The 12,603-nt window shown below is 64.6% G+C and carries 15 protein-coding genes; 9 read left to right on the top strand and 6 right to left on the bottom strand.

Annotation, left to right across the window (positions count from 1 at the left end):
• The first annotated feature begins 244 nt into the window (after positions 1-244).
• The 4 genes from AC3WOG_RS04625 to panD all read left to right on the top strand — a co-directional run bounded on the left by AC3WOG_RS04625 (position 245) and on the right by panD (position 2,774).
• Positions 245-430, top strand: coding sequence for a DUF3460 family protein (locus tag AC3WOG_RS04625; RefSeq protein WP_054035105.1), 186 nt, complete (start codon positions 245-247; stop codon positions 428-430).
• Between the two features lie 4 nt (positions 431-434).
• Positions 435-1,310 (top strand): segregation and condensation protein A, encoded by an 876-nt coding sequence (locus AC3WOG_RS04620; protein WP_492576889.1) that lies wholly within the window; start codon positions 435-437, stop codon positions 1,308-1,310.
• A 187-nt stretch (positions 1,311-1,497) separates the two neighbouring features.
• The gene (gene panC / locus AC3WOG_RS04615; RefSeq protein ID WP_492576888.1) at positions 1,498-2,331 is read left to right on the top strand and encodes a pantoate--beta-alanine ligase; all 834 of its coding nucleotides are present in this window, start codon (positions 1,498-1,500) and stop codon (positions 2,329-2,331) included.
• A gap of 56 nt (positions 2,332-2,387) precedes the next feature.
• Complete coding sequence (gene panD / locus AC3WOG_RS04610; RefSeq protein ID WP_012432059.1) at positions 2,388-2,774, top strand: aspartate 1-decarboxylase; 387 nt, start codon at positions 2,388-2,390, stop codon at positions 2,772-2,774.
• A 59-nt stretch (positions 2,775-2,833) separates the two neighbouring features.
• On the opposite strand, the gene AC3WOG_RS04605 is transcribed toward panD, so the two are convergent.
• Entirely contained in the window at positions 2,834-3,472 is a 639-nt protein-coding gene (locus AC3WOG_RS04605; RefSeq protein WP_492579719.1) for a ParA family protein, read from the bottom strand.
• A gap of 210 nt (positions 3,473-3,682) precedes the next feature.
• Here AC3WOG_RS04605 and AC3WOG_RS04600 point away from each other — a divergent pair, with 210 nt between their 5' ends.
• On the top strand, positions 3,683-4,102 hold the full coding sequence (locus AC3WOG_RS04600) for a PaaI family thioesterase (RefSeq protein WP_492576887.1): 420 nt from the start codon (positions 3,683-3,685) through the stop codon (positions 4,100-4,102).
• A gap of 118 nt (positions 4,103-4,220) precedes the next feature.
• On the opposite strand, the gene AC3WOG_RS04595 is transcribed toward AC3WOG_RS04600, so the two are convergent.
• Both AC3WOG_RS04595 and AC3WOG_RS04590 read right to left on the bottom strand, forming a co-directional pair.
• Positions 4,221-4,637, bottom strand: coding sequence for a DoxX family protein (locus AC3WOG_RS04595; protein ID WP_492576886.1), 417 nt, complete (start codon positions 4,635-4,637; stop codon positions 4,221-4,223).
• 141 nt (positions 4,638-4,778) lie between these two features.
• Complete coding sequence (locus AC3WOG_RS04590; RefSeq protein WP_492579718.1) at positions 4,779-6,254, bottom strand: cobyric acid synthase; 1,476 nt, start codon at positions 6,252-6,254, stop codon at positions 4,779-4,781.
• Between the two features lie 173 nt (positions 6,255-6,427).
• Between AC3WOG_RS04590 and cobU the strand changes: the two genes are divergently transcribed.
• The 4 genes from cobU to AC3WOG_RS04570 are packed head-to-tail and all read left to right on the top strand — an operon-like array spanning position 6,428 to position 9,891.
• Positions 6,428-6,982 carry a bifunctional adenosylcobinamide kinase/adenosylcobinamide-phosphate guanylyltransferase gene (gene cobU / locus AC3WOG_RS04585; protein WP_492576885.1) on the top strand — a complete coding sequence of 185 codons (555 nt, stop codon included), beginning with the start codon at positions 6,428-6,430 and terminating at the stop codon, positions 6,980-6,982.
• A complete protein-coding gene (cbiB, locus tag AC3WOG_RS04580; RefSeq protein ID WP_492576884.1) occupies positions 6,982-7,917 on the top strand; it encodes an adenosylcobinamide-phosphate synthase CbiB in 936 nt (311 codons plus the stop codon). Before cobU ends, cbiB begins: the two co-directional genes overlap by 1 nt.
• Positions 7,918-7,933: 16 nt before the next feature.
• The gene (gene cobD, locus AC3WOG_RS04575) at positions 7,934-8,983 is read left to right on the top strand and encodes a threonine-phosphate decarboxylase CobD (protein WP_492576883.1); all 1,050 of its coding nucleotides are present in this window, start codon (positions 7,934-7,936) and stop codon (positions 8,981-8,983) included.
• Entirely contained in the window at positions 8,980-9,891 is a 912-nt protein-coding gene (locus tag AC3WOG_RS04570) for a cobalamin-binding protein (protein WP_492576882.1), read from the top strand. Before cobD ends, AC3WOG_RS04570 begins: the two co-directional genes overlap by 4 nt.
• A 207-nt stretch (positions 9,892-10,098) precedes the next feature.
• Here the strand turns inward: AC3WOG_RS04570 and cobC are convergent, their stop codons facing one another.
• From cobC to cobT, 3 genes are read right to left on the bottom strand one after another with little or no spacing between them, the layout of a single operon-like run.
• A complete protein-coding gene (gene cobC, locus AC3WOG_RS04565) occupies positions 10,099-10,689 on the bottom strand; it encodes an alpha-ribazole phosphatase (protein WP_492576881.1) in 591 nt (196 codons plus the stop codon).
• Positions 10,674-11,441, bottom strand: a complete 768-nt coding sequence (locus AC3WOG_RS04560; RefSeq protein WP_492576880.1) for an adenosylcobinamide-GDP ribazoletransferase — start codon at positions 11,439-11,441, stop codon at positions 10,674-10,676. Before AC3WOG_RS04560 ends, cobC begins: the two co-directional genes overlap by 16 nt.
• 48 nt (positions 11,442-11,489) lie before the next feature.
• Positions 11,490-12,551, bottom strand: a complete 1,062-nt coding sequence (cobT, locus tag AC3WOG_RS04555; protein ID WP_492576879.1) for a nicotinate-nucleotide--dimethylbenzimidazole phosphoribosyltransferase — start codon at positions 12,549-12,551, stop codon at positions 11,490-11,492.
• Between the last annotated feature and the right edge of the window lie 52 nt (positions 12,552-12,603).

Genomic DNA, 12,603 nt, shown 5'->3' with positions numbered 1-12,603 from the left:
GACGGCGCGCAAGCCGCACTGCGCGTAGCACCCGTCGTGGCGCACGCGCCCCCAAGCCGGTGGCGCGCCCGCCTTTGACGCGTCGCCGCCGCGCGGGTTCCGGGCGTTTTTTGCTCGCCTGCCGCCGTTTTTCGTCCACGCGCGGCGCTTGCGGTAAAATCGCGAAGTCAAAGCGGCAACCTTGCGGGTTCCTGTCAGGGGCCGGCAGAACAGCCGCCATTTCACCCATCACGGACGTCGAGCCATGTATCAATCGGACATCACCCAGTTCCTGAACCAGCTCAAGCAGCAAAAACCGAATCTGGAAGCTGAACAGCGCCGTGGCCGGTCGCTGCTGTGGGACAAACAGCCGATCGACCTCGAAGAACGCGCCGAGCAGAAAGCGTCGCGCGTAGAGCAGACGCCTTACTCGTACTATCAAAACTTCTAAGCGCGTGAGTCACGCCGACGAGGCCCGCGGCGCAACGCCGGCTCCCGCCGACGCCGCGCTTGCCGCCCCCGCCACCGATTCCACGCCCGACACGGTCGACGGCATTGCGTTCGCACGCCTGTACGGCGAGCCGCTCTTCAAGCTGCCTACTGATCTGTACATTCCGCCGGACGCGCTCGAGGTGTTTCTCGAAACCTTCGAAGGTCCGCTGGATCTGTTGCTCTACTTGATCCGCAAGCAGAACTTCAACGTGCTCGACATCCCGATGGCGGACGTCACCGTGCAGTATCTCGGCTACGTCGACCAGTTGCGCCAGACCAATCTCGAGCTCGCGTCCGAGTATCTGCTGATGGCGGCGATGCTAATCGAGATCAAGTCGCGCATGCTGCTGCCGGTGAAGAAAGCCGATAGCGGCGACGAAGCCGAAGATCCGCGCGCGGAACTGGTGCGCCGCCTGCTCGAATACGAGCAGATGAAACTCGCCGCGCAGCGCATCGACCATCTGCCGCAGCTTGGCCGCGATTTCCTGCGCGCCGATGTCTATATCGAACAGAGCATCACGCCGCGCTTTCCCGATGTGAACAGCGAAGACCTGCGCGCCGCGTGGGCCGACGTGATCAAGCGCGCCAAGCTGGTCCAGCATCACAAGATCTCGCGCGAAGAGCTGTCGGTACGCGAGCACATGAGCACGATCTTGCGGCGCCTGCAAAACTCGCGTTTCATGGAGTTTTCCGACCTGTTCGACACGAGCAAGGGCGTGCCGGTCGTGGTGGTGAATTTCATCGCGATGCTGGAACTGTGCCGCGAATCGCTGATCGAAATCACCCAGGCCGAACCGTTCGCACCGATCTACGTGCGGCTTGCTTATCTGCCGGCCTGACGCCGCAAACCGGGGCCGCCATGCGCCACGGCGGCCGAAAACGCCTCGTTTCGGTGCGCCCCCGCCACAAATCCACTACAATCCCGCGCTCCGAACCTGTCATTACCAGTGAGGCCGCGGGACGCGTGAAAGCCTGAGTTTTACGCCAACCGAGCCTCGCGCCGTGCGAGGAAACCCCCGTCCGATCATGAAAGTCATCAGCTCGATCCATGAATTGCGCGACCAGTTGCGCGGCCAGAATCGCACCGCCTTTGTGCCGACGATGGGCAATCTGCACGAGGGCCATCTGTCGCTGATGCGTCTTGCACGCCAGCACGGCGATCCGGTGGTGGCGAGTATCTTCGTCAACCGGTTGCAGTTCGGCCCGAACGAGGACTTCGACAAATACCCGCGCACGCTCGAAGCCGACATCGAAAAGCTGCAGAAGGAAAACGTCTACGTGCTGTTCGCGCCGACGGAAAAGGATCTGTATCCGGAGCCGCAGGAGTACCGCGTGCATCCGCCGCACGATCTGGGCGACATTCTCGAAGGCGAATTCCGGCCGGGCTTCTTCCAGGGCGTGTGCACGGTGGTGATGAAGCTGATGTCGTGCGTGCAGCCGCGCGTCGCGGTGTTCGGCAAGAAGGATTACCAGCAGCTGATGATCGTGCGCAGCATGTGCCATCAGTTCGCGCTGCCGACCGACATCATCGCCGCGGAAACAGTGCGTGACGCCGACGGCCTCGCGCTCAGTTCGCGCAACCGCTTTCTGCAAGCCGCCGAGCGCGCCGAAGCGCCGACGCTGGCCGCCGAGCTCAATCGCGTGCGCGATGCGGTGCTCTCGGGCGAACGCGACTTCGCGAAACTCGAACAGGCGGCGATGGCGGCGCTCGCCGTGCGCGGCTGGCAGCCTGATTACATCGCGGTGCGCAAGCGCTCGAACCTGCTGCCACCGGGCGCACGGGACACGGACGCGCAACTGGTCGTGCTGGCCGCCGCCAAGCTCGGTGCCACTCGCCTCATCGACAACCTCGAAATCTGAATCTGACGCCGTCTTGGTCTGCGCAAAGGCGCATCAGAAACCACAAGGGATTAGTCATGCAACGCAACATGCTGAAGTCGAAGATCCACCGCGTCGCGGTCACGCACTGCGAGCTGCACTACGAAGGCTCGTGCGCGATCGACGAAGACTTGCTCGAAGCCGCGAATATCGTCGAAAACGAACGGATCGACATCTGGAACATCAACAACGGCGAGCGTTTCTCGACCTACGCGATCAAGGGCGAACGCGGCAGCGGCATGATTTCGCTGAACGGTTCGGCGGCGCGGCGCGCGCAGCTGGGCGATCTGGTGATCATCGCGGCATTCGCGGTGGTCGATGAAGCGGAATTGAAGGCAGGCTGGAAGCCGGATCTGGTGTTCGTCGACGACAACAACAAGATCAAGGGCAGCCGCGACCACGTGCCGACCCAGAACTGGACCTGAGCCTGGGGTTCATCGCACGGTTCCATGCAGCGGGCGGCCGTGCCGCCTGCCAGCTCGCGTCAGCCCTTCTTGCTGGCCCCGTTTGTCCATTCGACGATCGGCTGCCATTGCTCCAGATCCTTCTCCACGCGGCTTTTCGCCACATCCCACAAGGTCAGGCCGTGCGCGGCCAGTTGCACATAATTCTGCGTGTCGCGCAGAAAGCCCAGCACCGGCAGCTTCAACCCTTCGACAAAACGATGCAACTGCTCCGCTGAGCGCGTACGCGCATCGACCCGCATACCGACCACGCCGATCTCGATCGCGCCCTTCCGAACCGCTTTTTCCTTCGCCAGGCGCTCGAGAAAGTCCTGGGTGGCGAGAATATCGAACATCGACGGCTGCAACGGCACGATTACCTTGTCGGCCAGATCCAGCGCGATATTCAGACGATTGCCATGCAAACCGGCCGGCGTGTCGATCACTGCGTGCTCGAGTCCCTTGGGCGGCCTCGCGGGCGCATCCTGGTTCACCTCCCAGCTTTCGATAGCCGGCAGCGTAGCGGGCCGCAGCGACAGCCACGCATTCGAGGACTGCTGCCTGTCCAGGTCCGCCAGTGCGACCCATTCGCCGGCCGCCGCGAAATAGCCCGCCAGATTGGTCGACAGCGTGCTTTTACCCACGCCGCCCTTCGGATTCGCCACCACGATCACCGTCATGAATTCTCCCGGGAAGAAGGCTGGCGCTGCCAGCCGGTTTGCCGCGCTTTTTGCTCTGAGTTGCACTGGTGTGTCCTGATCCGCACCGGTTTCAGGTCCACCTGTCGATCTAGCCGTTGATAATATCGACAAATGCATCAGGGCCGAAGCCCCCGAACGGCTAATTGACGGCCCGTGACAGCCGATTTTTCCATCGAGGACCCGAATCCCATGAGCAAACTACGCCCGGAATACACCATCGACCGCCTGCACGAGCGCCAGCAGGGCAAGCTGCCCGGCTTGCTGGGCGTGCATGTCCTCGAACTGGGGCAAGGGAGTTTGACCGCCGAATTGACCGTGCGCAGCGAATTGCTCGCGCCGAACGGCTTTTTGCACGCGGCCACCGTGATCGGCCTCGCCGACACCGCTTGCGGCTACGCGTGCCTCGCGCACTTGCCGGAAACGGCGCGCAATTTCACGACCATCGAGCTGAAAAGCAATTTTCTCGGCACCGCCACCGAAGGCACGATCCGCGCGATCGCCAACGGCGTGCATCTGGGGCGCAGCACGCAAGTGTGGGACGCCACCGTCACCGATCCGAACGGCAAGACAATGGCGCTGTTTCGCTGTACGCAGATGGTGTTGTATTGACTGAATGGCGTGGCGCAGCGCCATGAAAAAAGCACGCGGCCTTACGGCGCGTGCTTTTTTCTTATCCGGCGGACCGCCGGAGCGGCCTCGCGGCCGTCGGCGCAGCCGCCCAAACGCATCAAGCGGCCACGGCGCGCGGCGCCTTCGCCCCATTCAACGCCAGCGCGCCGCCACCGAGCAGCGACTGCACGGCCAGCGTCACCGCCCAGAAGGCCGGATATTCCCAGCCGCCGTTCGGCGACGCGAAACCCCAGCCGTTATGCAGATGCGCCGACATCGCCCCGAGCATGAACGGCAGCAGCACCAGCGCGACCCAGCGGACCTGCACGCCAAGCAGCAGCGCAATGCCGCCGATCAGTTCGACGAACGCCGTCAGGTAGCCGAGCCAACCCGGCAGGCCGAGCGATACAAAGAACTGCGCCGTGCCGGGCAGCGTGAAAACGAAAATCTTCTGCAGGCTGTGCGCGAGATATAGGACGCCTAGGGCAAGACGAAGCAGTAAAGCGGCCAGATCGGCGGAGCGGTTCGAGGTCATGTCAGGTCCTTTGGAGAGAGGCGGCGCATTTCCGCCATCGATTTAAAAGACTTTATTCGAACCCCTGCGGATGAAAAACTGTCTATGACGCTTTGATTATTTCCTATTAAGATTTAATCTGCGCCGGCGAGCTGACACAGATCAGCCAATCGCCGCGAAGAGTTTCGGCAGATCGAGATGCGCCGCCAGCGTATCGGCGAGCCGGTCGAGCGAAGCTTCGCGCAGCGCCGGGTAGTCGATCTTCTCGGCGTCGCTCAGACCCGCCCACGCCAGCAGCGCGGCGCAAGCGGCCGGCGTGTCGAACAGGCCGTGCACGTAGGTGGCGAGAATTTGCCCATCGGCGGAGATCGCGCCATCGGGATGCGCGTCGTGCGCGTCGCCCTCGTGCGCGTCGCCCAATTGCAGCGCGGGTGAAGCCAGCGCCGGGCCTTGCGTCGCGCCCATATGGATTTCGTAGCCGGCCACCTCGGGCGCGCCCGGCAAGGCGAGGCGCCCGGTCACGTTCTTCAGCGTTTTCTCGCGCGTCAGCACGGTCGAGTAATCGAGCCAGCCGAGGCCCGCGATCGTGCCCGGTGCGCCTTCCACACCATACGGATCGGCCACTTCGCGCCCGAGCATCTGCATGCCGCCGCAAATGCCGATCACACGGCCGCCGTACCGCAGATGCCGCTGCAGCACCGCGTCCCAGCCTTGCGCGCGCAGAAACGCCAGATCGCCCGGCACGTTCTTCGAGCCCGGCAGGATGATCAGATCCGCTGGAGGCGGCGGTGTGCCGCTTCTCACGTAATGAAAATCGACTTGCGGATGGGCGCGCAGCGCGTCGAAATCGGTGTGATTGCTGATGTGCGGCAACACCGGCACGACCACGCGCAACATGCGCCCGGCGTCACCGCTATGCGCTGCACGCAGTTCGGGCGGCAGCATGTCTTCCGCGTCGAGCGTCAGGCCGTGCAGATACGGCACGACGCCGAGCACCGGCTTGCCGGTCTTCGCCTCGAGCCAGTCGAGGCCGGGCTTCAGCAAGCTGACGTCACCACGAAAACGGTTGATGATGAAGCCGCGCACGCGCGCCTGCTCGCTCGCCGACAAACATGCGAGCGTGCCGGTCAGATGCGCGAACACGCCGCCTCGATCGATATCGGCCACCAGCACGACCGGGCAATCGACCGCTTCGGCGAAACCCATGTTGGCGATATCGCGCTCGCGCAAATTGATTTCGGCGGGACTGCCCGCGCCTTCGACGAAAATCGTCTCGTACGCCGCTTGCAAGCGCGCATACGATTCCAGCACCGCGTCGAACGCGACCGGCTTGTAGTCGTGATACGCGCGCGCATCGAGATTCATGCGCGCCTTGCCGTGGATGATCACCTGCGCGCCGCGGTCGCTGGTCGGCTTGAGCAGCACCGGATTGAGGTCGGTGTGCGCGGCGATACCCGCGGCGACCGCCTGCAAGGCCTGCGCGCGGCCGATCTCGCCGCCGTCGATCGTCACCGCGCTGTTGAGCGCCATGTTCTGCGGCTTGAACGGCGCGACCCGCACGCCGGCGCGCCGCGCGAGCCGGCATAAGCCGGCGACCAGCGTGCTCTTACCCGCATCGGACGTGGTGCCCTGAATCATCAGCGTGCCGCGCGGCACGGGTACATCGTCATGCACGATCGAAGTGGTGGTCACGGGAAATTGGGCTCAGCAATGGGAAGGCAATCAAACGGCAATGAAGCGGCAATGAAGCGATTCGAACGCGGCATTATCCCATCGCGCCGGCAGCGGGTGCGCGCCGGTACAATCACGCGATGATTTCCCGCGACCTCACCTTCGTTCTCGGCGGCGCCCGTTCGGGCAAGAGCGTGCATGCCGAACAGCTTGCGAACGACAGCGCACGCCCCGTCACGTACATCGCCACCGCGCGCGTGGCCGACGACGCCGAATTCAGCGCGCGTATCGCGCATCATCGCGAGCGGCGTCCGGCGCACTGGCAGTTGCTGGAAGCGCCGGCCGATCTCGCCGGCGCCGTGACGCAAATCGATGCGCCTGACCACTGCATCCTGATCGACTGCCTGACGCTGTGGCTCGCCAACTTATTGTGTCCGCCTGAAGGCGACGGTTTGCCCATCGATCGCTATCACGCGCATTTCGCCGCGTTCGAGGCCGCGCTACTTGATGCCAAAGGCAAGATCATCGTGGTCAGCAATGAAATCGGCCTGGGCGTGGTGCCGCTCGGCGCGGCCACGCGTCTCTATGTCGACGAACTCGGGCGGCTCAATCAACGTATCGCCGCGTTGAGCACACAGGTCACGATGATGGTCGCGGGCTTGCCGCTCGCGCTGAAAACGGCAGGCCGCGCGTGATGCTGTCGCTCCCCATGATCGTCACGCTGGCGACCGCCGGTGTCGCCGTCGACCGTTGGTTCGGCGAGCCGCGCATCGCGCATCCGCTGGTCGGCTTCGGCAAACTCGCGATCCGCCTCGAAGCGCGCTACAACACCGGCCGGCGCTTGCGGCCCAAGGGTCTGCTCGCGTGGTCGCTGGCGGTCATGCCGCCGGTGTTGATCGCATGGTGGCTGGTCAGCGTGCTGCCGTTTTTCGCGGCTTGCGCCGTGCATGTCGCGTTGCTGTGGTTCGCGCTCGGCGCACGCAGTCTGCACGATCACATCGCGCCGATCGCGCAGGCGTTGGCGCAACGCGATCTCGCGCAAGCGCGCTTGCTGACCGCGCGCATCGTGTCGCGCGAAACCGCGCATGCGGATGAAGCCGCGCTGTCGCGCGCCGCCGTCGAGTCGGCGCTGGAAAACGGCAACGATGCGATCTTCGGCGCGCTGTTCTGGTTCGCGATCGCGGGCGGCCCGGGCGCGCTCGGTTTTCGTCTGGCCAACACCCTCGACGCAATGTGGGGCTATCGCACACCGCGTTATTTGCGCTTCGGCTGGGCCGCCGCGCGCCTCGACGATGTGCTCAACTGGATTCCCGCGCGCCTCACCGCGGCGAGCTACGCGCTGCTCGGCGACACGCGCACTGCATGGCGTTGCTGGCGCGAGCAGGCGCCGCGCTGGGACAGCCCGAACGCCGGGCCGGTGATGGCCTCCGGCGCGGGCAGTCTGAACGTGTTGATCGGCGGCCCGGCGGTTTATCACGGCGCGCTCGAACATAGGCCGACGCTCGGCGCCGGACAGCCCGCGAACGCCGGCCATGTGACGGCGGCGTTGATGCTGGTCGAGCGCACGGTCATTCTCTGGCTGGCGGTGCTGATCGTGCTGGCTTTGCTGAGCGTGCCTTTTCATGGTTGATCGCCTGAATGAGCACATGAATACGCGCATAGCTGATCTCCTGGTCGACTCCAGCACGGTGGTCCACGGCGGCAATCTGTACGAAGCTGCCGAGCGCTACGGCATGCCGTACGCGCAGTGGCTCGATCTGTCGACCGGCATCAATCCGCACGGCTATCCGGTGCCGCCCGTTCCCGCCGATGCATGGCGCCGCCTGCCCGACGAAGGCGACGGCTTCGCCGCCTGCGCCACGCGTTACTACGGCGCGCCCGATGCCGCACATGTGCTGCCCGTCGCCGGGAGTCAGGCGGCGATTCGAGCGCTGCCGTCGTTGCTGCCGCGCGCGACGGTCGGCATTGCACCGCTGACCTACAGCGAATATGCGCCCGCATTCCAGCGGGCCGGACATCAGGTTTTGCCGCTGGACGTGTCGTGCGAGACCTTGCCCGATACGCTCACTCACGTGGTTATCGTCAATCCGAACAATCCGACTGCCGAGCATCTGAGCGCCGGCAAGCTGCTGCAATGGCATGCGCAATTGAGCGCGCGCGGCGGCACGCTGCTAGTCGACGAGGCCTTTGCCGATACGATGCCTTCGGCGTCGCTCGCGGCATGCACCGATCGCAACGGCTTGGTCGTCTTGCGCTCGCCGGGGAAATTCTTCGGCCTGGCCGGCGTGCGCGCGGGCTTCGTACTCGGCGCGCCGGCGTTGCTCGATGCGTTGCACCGTGCGCTCGGCGCGTGGACTGTCAGCGGTCCGGCTCGTCATGCCGTCAACGCCGCATTCGAAGACGAACTGTGGCAACGGCAAATGCGTGCCCGGCTCGCCGCCGACAGCGCGCGTCTGGTGAAGCTGTTGCATGCGCAAGGTCTTGCCACACGCAGCACGCCACTTTTCGCGTGGTGCGCCGATGCGCGCGCCGCCGCGTTACATGACGAGTTGGCGCGACGCGGCGTGTGGACGCGGCTGTTCACGGCGAACGGCAGCGTACGCTTCGGCCTGCCGGCGAACGAGGCTGAATGGACGCGCTTCGACGAAAGTTTGCACGGCGGCATGCGCGTTATCGATAGCGCCGGCGCCCAATGATTCGACTCCCCCGCTTCGCCATCGCCGCCGCGCTCTTCGCTACCGCGTTACACGCGCACGCCGCGATCACCGTCACCGACGACACCGGCGCGACCGTCACCCTGCCCGCCCCCGCGCAACGCGTGATCAGCCTCGCGCCGCATGTCACCGAACTGCTTTATGCCGCGGGCGGCGGTACGAAACTGGTCGGCGCAGTGTCCTATAGCGACTATCCACCTGAAGCGAAACAACTGCCGCGCGTCGGCGACAACAAGGCGCTCGACCTCGAACGCATCGTCGCGTTGAAGCCCGATCTGATCGTCGTGTGGCGGCATGGCAACGCGCAGCGTCAACTCGATCGTCTGCGCGAGATGCATGTGCCGTTGTTCTTCAGCGAGCCGCGTCATCTCGACGACGTCGCCGTGTCGCTGAACAGACTTGGACAGTTGCTCGGCACCTCGCCCACCGCCGATGCCGCGGCGGCTGCGTTCCGTCAGGACATCGCGCAATTGCGAGCGCGGTATGCGAGCCGGCCGCCTGTCAGCGTGTTCTACCAGGTATGGGATCAACCGTTGATGACGCTCAACGGCGAGCACATGATCAGCGACGTCATTGCGCTGTGCGGCGGCCGCAACGTGTTTGAGAAATTGGAACCGCTGGTGCCGACAGTGTCGACCGAAGCGGTGCTCGCCGCCAATCCGGAAGCGATCGTCACCGCCGCGCCCGGCGCGACCCAACCCGACACCACCTTGCCGCAACTCGACACCTGGCGTGCGTGGCCGGGCTTGAAAGCCGTGGCGAACAACAATCTGTTCGCCATCGACGGCGATCTGATCAACCGCCCGGCGCCGCGCATCGCGCAAGGGGCGAAGCAGCTATGTGAAGACCTGGAGGTGGCGCGTTCGCGAAGAAAGAGCGGCGCGCAATAAGAACGCGCAGTGATGTCAATGAGGTAGCGGCAAACCGTCAGCGCGTGGCGGCATCCGGGCGCCTGAACGGCCAGCGCTCGAACTCGGAAAGCCGCAACCGGTAACGGGCGACGTTACCCAGATAGAGATGGAAGTGGCGCGAATAGGAATCCAACAGGCTAGCGTCCGGCCGCCGGGGGGAGGCGGCAAGCCGCCCACGCAAAGCACTCAGGCATTCCACCTCAGCAACGACCATTGCTGCGCGTCATCGTCCCTGCGCAGCCAGACGATCCCGGCCATCTCCAGCGACCATCGCAGACAACGCTCCACCGGCACGTCCAGCACCAGCGACGCGATCACGCGAATCACACCGGCATGCGTGACGACATACGCCGGCGTCAACTCGCGCGTCTGCGCGAATGCCTCGAACCACGCGCGCACCCGCGCGACGAATTGCGCGACGCTTTCGCCACCATGCGCGCGCGCGTGTTCGAAGTTCGCCGCCCACTCGTCCAGCAATGCGCGATCGATCGCGTCCCAGCGCTGCTGCTCCCAGGCGCCGAAGTTCATTTCCTTCAGACGGTCATCGTGACTGAGCGCGCAGCCGAAATCGTCCGCCATCACCGCGGCCAGGGTCGCGCAACGCGTCAACGGACTCGACATCAAGACGCGCGGTGGCGGCACCTGCAAAGTTGCAAGTTTCAACGCGAGCGCGCTTGCGCAAACCTCTACATCCCCGGCAAGCGCTACGTCGCTCTGGCCATAACACACGCCTGCATCGAGCGCGACAGCGGGATGACGGATCAGGACGATATCCATGCGAGCCCCACGAGGTAGATGCTCAATTCAAAAATCTGTTGAGCGAAGCCCAGGCAGTCACCGGTGTACCCGCCAATGCGTCTGACGAAATAACGGCCCATCGCAAAACGCAGCACCGCCAGCACGGCGAGTATCGCGCAGGCAAACCGCCAGTCGGGCCAGTCAGGCCAGAACAGCCACGGCAAGCCGAACACGGCAGCGCAGATCGACGCGGGAGCGCTCAAGCGTTGCGCGACCGGCCTGGCCTTGCCTTCGGCACGCACATAGTCGAGCGTGGCGAGATAGCTGATCGCGCAGACGCGGCTAGCCGCATGAGCCGCAATCATCAGACTTGCCGCGCGCATCGGCGGCATGGCGACAAGCGTTTGCCACTTCAACGCCAGCGCGATCACGAGTGCGATAGCCCCGAATGCGCCAATGCGCGAATCATGCATGATGCGCAGCACGTCGTCGCGCGTATAGGCGCCACCGAACGCATCGACGCAATCGGCCAGACCGTCTTCGTGAAACGCGCCGGTGACGGCGAGCGACGCGGCCATCGACAGCAGCACCGCCACACCCGCCGGAAAGACCCGCAACGCCGCGAGATAGACCAGCGCGCTCAAGCCGCCGATCAACACGCCGACAAGCGGAAAATAGCGCGCCGCCGCGTTCAGATAGTGCGGCTCATAGCCGACCCAACGCGGCACCGGCACGCGCGTGAAATAGCCGAGCGCCGTGAAGAAGTAGCGCAGTTCCGCAAGCGGATTCATGAGCGGACCGGGCCTGCAAGTTTGCGAGGCCGCTGATCGCGAGGCTGTTTATGCATCGCGATTGGCGACACCAGCCGATTCGAAACTCGCCATCTCGCCGACGAACGCGACCGCCGCGCGCAGCAATGGCACCGCGAGCGCCGCACCGGTGCCTTCGCCGAGACGCATATCGAGCGACAACAACGGCAGCGCGCCGAAATGGTCGAGCATGCGCCGATGCCCCGCTTCATTCGACGCATGCGCGAACACGCAATACTCGCGCACGTTGGGTTCGAGCGCGTCGGCGACCAGCAACGCCGCGGTCGCGATGAAGCCGTCGACCAGGATCGTCATGCGCGCTTCGGCGGCGGCGAGATACGCGCCTGCCATCATCGCGATTTCGAAGCCGCCGAAGGTGGCGAGCACGTCGAGCGGATCCGTGGAGACGGCGTGACGCGCGAGCGCCGACGCGAGCACGTTGCGCTTTTTCGCGAGCCCCGCGTTGTCGAGACCCGTGCCGCGGCCGACGCATTCGTCGATCGGCACACCGCACAGGCGGCTCATCAAACACGCGGCCGACGACGTATTCGCAATCCCCATCTCGCCGAAACCGATTACGTTGCTGCCGAGCGCCGCGTGATGCCGCACGCGAGCGGCGCCCGCCTGCATCGCTGCAAGCGCCTCGCCGCGCGTCATCGCGGGTTCGTGCGCGAAGTTGCGGGTGCCGGCCGCGACCGGAATGTCGATCAGACCTTCAGTGGACGGCAACGGTGTCGCGATCCCCGCGTTGACCACTTCGAGTTCGGCACCTGCGACGCGGCTCAATGCATTGATCGCCGCGCCGCCCGCGAGGAAGTTGGCGACCATCTGCGCGGTCACGGCTTGCGGATAGGGACTCACGCCTTCGTTAGCAATGCCGTGATCGCCGGCAAATACGATCATCGCCGGACGTTCGACCGTGGGACGCGTGGTGCGCTGGATCAAACCCATTTGACGCGCCAACGCCTCGAGCCGGCCGAGGCTGCCGGGCGGCTTGGTCTTGGTATCGATGATGTGTTGCAGTTCGTCGCGCAACGTTTGATCGAGCGGTTCGACCTCGGGCAATCGCAGCAAATCTGGCAAAGAAGTCATAGACGTTTTTCGGAAGAGAGAATGTTTTTTGTGAAGTGCTTATGAAGAAGCG

The sequence above is a fragment of the Paraburkholderia sp. FW306-02-B genome, from assembly GCF_058782725.1.
This window is presented reverse-complemented; position numbering and strand designations above follow the sequence as displayed.

What these genes read in the sequence shown, in the direction of transcription:
- AC3WOG_RS04605 (WP_492579719.1), bottom strand. Translation starts at nt 3,472, where the DNA reads ATGACGGTGATCGTGGTGGCGAATCCGAAGGGCGGCGTGGGTAAAAGC.
- AC3WOG_RS04560 (WP_492576880.1), bottom strand. Translation starts at nt 11,441, where the DNA reads ATGAATCCGCTTGCGGAACTGCGCTACTTCTTCACGGCGCTCGGCTAT.
- cobD (WP_492576883.1), top strand. Translation starts at nt 7,934, where the DNA reads ATGAATACGCGCATAGCTGATCTCCTGGTCGACTCCAGCACGGTGGTC.
- AC3WOG_RS04625 (WP_054035105.1), top strand. Translation starts at nt 245, where the DNA reads ATGTATCAATCGGACATCACCCAGTTCCTGAACCAGCTCAAGCAGCAA.
- AC3WOG_RS04590 (WP_492579718.1), bottom strand. Translation starts at nt 6,254, where the DNA reads ATGATTCAGGGCACCACGTCCGATGCGGGTAAGAGCACGCTGGTCGCC.
- AC3WOG_RS04600 (WP_492576887.1), top strand. Translation starts at nt 3,683, where the DNA reads ATGAGCAAACTACGCCCGGAATACACCATCGACCGCCTGCACGAGCGC.
- AC3WOG_RS04570 (WP_492576882.1), top strand. Translation starts at nt 8,980, where the DNA reads ATGATTCGACTCCCCCGCTTCGCCATCGCCGCCGCGCTCTTCGCTACC.
- cobC (WP_492576881.1), bottom strand. Translation starts at nt 10,689, where the DNA reads ATGGATATCGTCCTGATCCGTCATCCCGCTGTCGCGCTCGATGCAGGC.
- AC3WOG_RS04595 (WP_492576886.1), bottom strand. Translation starts at nt 4,637, where the DNA reads ATGACCTCGAACCGCTCCGCCGATCTGGCCGCTTTACTGCTTCGTCTT.
- cbiB (WP_492576884.1), top strand. Translation starts at nt 6,982, where the DNA reads ATGCTGTCGCTCCCCATGATCGTCACGCTGGCGACCGCCGGTGTCGCC.
- panD (WP_012432059.1), top strand. Translation starts at nt 2,388, where the DNA reads ATGCAACGCAACATGCTGAAGTCGAAGATCCACCGCGTCGCGGTCACG.
- cobT (WP_492576879.1), bottom strand. Translation starts at nt 12,551, where the DNA reads ATGACTTCTTTGCCAGATTTGCTGCGATTGCCCGAGGTCGAACCGCTC.
- panC (WP_492576888.1), top strand. Translation starts at nt 1,498, where the DNA reads ATGAAAGTCATCAGCTCGATCCATGAATTGCGCGACCAGTTGCGCGGC.
- cobU (WP_492576885.1), top strand. Translation starts at nt 6,428, where the DNA reads ATGATTTCCCGCGACCTCACCTTCGTTCTCGGCGGCGCCCGTTCGGGC.